Annotated in this window: 4 protein-coding genes; all 4 read left to right on the forward strand. The window is 67.8% G+C overall.

All coding sequences use genetic code 11. The features are described 5' to 3' along the window. Positions 1-943, forward strand: a 943-nt coding sequence (locus tag VFL64_RS11270) for a cbb3-type cytochrome c oxidase subunit I (protein ID WP_489540470.1), incomplete at its 5' end; no start/stop codon positions are given. Then, a complete protein-coding gene (locus VFL64_RS11275) occupies positions 940-1,383 on the forward strand; it encodes an Rrf2 family transcriptional regulator (RefSeq protein ID WP_489540471.1) in 444 nt (147 codons plus the stop codon). The genes VFL64_RS11270 and VFL64_RS11275, both read left to right, overlap by 4 nt. Positions 1,384-1,394: 11 nt before the next feature. Next, positions 1,395-1,736 carry a metal-sulfur cluster assembly factor gene (locus tag VFL64_RS11280; protein WP_489540472.1) on the forward strand — a complete coding sequence of 114 codons (342 nt, stop codon included), beginning with the start codon at positions 1,395-1,397 and terminating at the stop codon, positions 1,734-1,736. Positions 1,737-1,786: 50 nt separating this feature from the next. After that, a partial coding sequence (locus VFL64_RS11285) for a DUF8744 domain-containing protein (protein ID WP_489540473.1) occupies positions 1,787-2,182 on the forward strand: 396 nt, incomplete at its 3' end.

Here is a 2,182-nt window from a genome sequence, read left to right on the forward strand (position 1 = left end):
CATCGCCATGGTGTTCCTGTCGGCCGCGTGCATCGGCGGCTTCTACGCCAGCTCGCTGATGTGGGGCCAGCACACACACTATTCGATGATCGAGTACTGGCGCTGGTGGCTCGTCCACCTGTGGGTCGAAGGCTTCTTCGAGGTGTTCGCCACCGCCGTGGTCGCGCTGATCTTCACCCGCCTCGGGCTCATCCACGCCGCCAGCGCCAACCGCGCCATCGTGGCCGAGACCATCGTCTTCCTGTTCGGCGGCATCCTGGGCACGCTGCACCACCTGTACTTCACGGGCACGCCCACCTCGGTGATCGCCGTGGGCGCGGTGTTCTCGGCGCTCGAAGTGGTGCCGCTCGCGCTGATCGGCCTGGAAGCGCTGCAAACCTATCGCCGCTCGCAGAGCGCGCCCTGGCTGCAGGCCTACAAGTGGCCCATCATGTGCTTCGTGGCCGTGGGCTTCTGGAACACCGTGGGCGCCGGCGTGCTCGGCTTCGCCATCAACCCGCCTGCCTCGCTCTACTACGTGCAAGGCCTCAACATGACGGCCGCCCACGGGCACGCTGCCCTGTTCGGTGTGTACGGCATGCTGGGCATCGGCCTCATGCTCTTCTGCCTGCGCGGCCTGTATGCACGTGCCCTGCACGCCGACCGCTGGCTCAAGCCCGCGTTCTGGTCGCTCAACATCGGCTTGGCGATGATGGTCTTCATGTCGTTGCTGCCGGCTGGCATCTACCAGGCCTACGCCAGCATCACCAAGGGCCTTTGGTTCGCGCGCTCGCCGGAGGTGATCCACTCGGGCGTGATGGAAACGCTGGTGTGGCTGCGCGTGCCGGGCGACATCGTCTTCGCCGCCGGGGCGCTGTTCCTCGCCTGGTATGCCATTAAGCTGCTGCGCACACCCATCGGCACGCGTGTGCCGGTGGCCAACGCCGCCACTGCCAAGCAATGAAACTCACCAGCTTCACCGACTACAGCCTGCGCGTGCTGATCTACCTGGCCGCGCAGCCGCAGCGGCGCGCCACGATTGCCGAGATCGCCACGTCGTTCGACGTGTCGGTGAACCACCTCACCAAGGTGGTCCACTTCCTCGGCAAGCAAGGCTGGCTCGCCAACGTGCGCGGCAAGGGCGGTGGGCTGGGCCTGGCGCTTGCGCCCGAGAACATCGTGGTCGGCAAGGTGGTGCGTGCCACCGAAGGCGCGGCCATGCCGGCCGAGTGCTTCGGCGACACGCCCGACCACTGCAGCATCGCCCGCATCTGCCGCCTGCGCGGCGTGTTGCGCCAGGCGGTCGATGCCTTCTACGACGTGCTCGACGACTACACGCTGGACGACCTGGTCCAGAACCGAAGTTCGCTCGCCCGGGTGCTGCACATCGCCCCGGTCGCGTGATCGACATCCCCATGAACGACGACACCGCCCCCACCTACACCTACGACGGCCCCGACGAGTTGCGCCTGCCCGTGCTGGGCGCGCTCACCCAGGTGGTCGACCCGGAGCTGGCGCTGTCCATCGTCGACGTGGGCCTCATCTACAAGGTGCGCATCGCCGACGAGCAGGCGCACGTGCTCATGACCATGACCTCGCCCGCCTGCCCGGTGACCGACGTGATCCTCGAAGACGTGGAGAACGCGCTCGACAAGGTCATCCCCGCCAAGTGGCGCATTGATGTCGAACTCGGCTGGGAGCCGCCATGGACGCCCGAGCGCATGAGCGCACGCGCCAAGCGCTTCATGAAGTGGTAGCCCCTGCGGCCACCCACCGCCGGCCGCGCCGTGCGCGCGCGGCACCTACCATGGGCGCCTCTGCGCTCAAAGCCTGCCTGATGCTGCTCAGCATCACCTGCCTGCTGGCCGCCGTGGCCGGAGGGCTGCTGCGTGCTGCTGCCGCGCCCTCGTCGTGGTTCGAGCTGCACACGCTCGGCCAGGCCGCGGTGCTGCATGCGGCATTGATGATGTCGGGCTTTCTCGGTACCGTGATCGCCATCGAGCGCGCGGTGGCCGTCAAGCTGCCTGCGGCCTTTGTTGCGCCTTTCGCCTCGGTGCTGGGCGCCCTCGCCATGCTGGCAGGCCATGCGGCCATCGGCGCCTGGCTGTCGGCGCTGGGCGCGCTGGTGTTCGTGGGCGTCAATGTGGTGGTGGTGTTGCGCCAGAGCGCGTCGCACACCGTGCTGATGCTCGTGGGCGCACTC

It is taken from the genome of Rhizobacter sp. (assembly GCF_035702065.1).
Classification (GTDB): domain Bacteria; phylum Pseudomonadota; class Gammaproteobacteria; order Burkholderiales; family Burkholderiaceae_C; genus Rhizobacter.